Source organism: Streptosporangium sp. DT93, from assembly GCF_049844535.1.
In the GTDB taxonomy this organism is placed as follows: Bacteria; Actinomycetota; Actinomycetes; order Streptosporangiales; family Streptosporangiaceae; genus Streptosporangium.
In genome coordinates this window covers 1-953 of record NZ_JBNCLF010000057.1, presented here as the reverse complement: position 1 = coordinate 953, position 953 = coordinate 1, and the positions used below count along the sequence as shown (strand labels likewise).

Below are 953 nucleotides of genomic sequence, written 5' to 3'. Positions count from 1 at the left end.
CCTCGCGCAACGCCTTCGCCGTACCCGCCGGTCCCCGTCGTGTGTCTTTCGCACGAATTCAGGAGCCGCTCGAAGTTCCTGACCTTCTCGCTCTACAGACCGAGTCCTTCGACTGGTTGCTCGGCAACGAGAAGTGGAAGGGGCGGGTCGAGGCGGCTCGCCAGGCCGGGCGCAAGGACGTTCCGGCCCAGTCGGGCCTCGAAGAGATCTTCGAGGAGATCAGTCCCATCGAGGACTTCTCCGGGACCATGTCCCTGTCGTTCCGGGATCACCGGTTCGAGCCGCCCAAGTACTCCGTCGATGAGTGCAAAGACAAGGACATGACCTACTCCGCCCCGATGTTCGTCACGGCGGAGTTCATCAATAACACCACCGGTGAGATCAAGAGCCAGACCGTGTTCATGGGGGATTTCCCGCTCATGACCGGGAAGGGGACGTTCATCATCAACGGCACCGAGCGTGTCGTGGTCTCCCAGCTGGTCCGCTCGCCGGGGGTCTACTTCGACCGCAGTGTCGACAAGACCTCGGACAAGGATCTGTACGGCTGCAAGGTGATCCCCTCGCGGGGTGCCTGGCTGGAGTTCGAGATCGACAAGCGCGACAGCGTCGGTGTGCGTATCGACCGTAAGCGCAAGCAGGCCGTCACGGTCCTGCTCAAGGCGCTGGGCTGGACGTCGGAGCAGATCCTGGAGCGTTTCGGTCAGTACGAGTCGATGCGCGCGACGCTGGAGAAGGACCACACGGCCGGTCAGGACGACGCTCTGCTGGACATCTACCGCAAGCTGCGCCCGGGTGAGCCGCCGACCAAGGAGTCGGCGCAGACGCTGCTGGAGAATCTGTACTTCAACTCCAAGCGCTACGACCTGGCGAAGGTCGGCCGATACAAGATCAACAAGAAGCTGGGTGTCGACGCCGAGATCACCCAGGGCACGCTCACCGAGGACGACATCGTC

General features: G+C 62.7%; 1 pseudogene. It reads left to right on the top strand.

The annotated features are described in order from the left end of the window. Positions 1–953 (top strand): annotated as a pseudogene (locus tag ACLQ2R_RS39445) (DNA-directed RNA polymerase subunit beta); the annotation flags it as partial.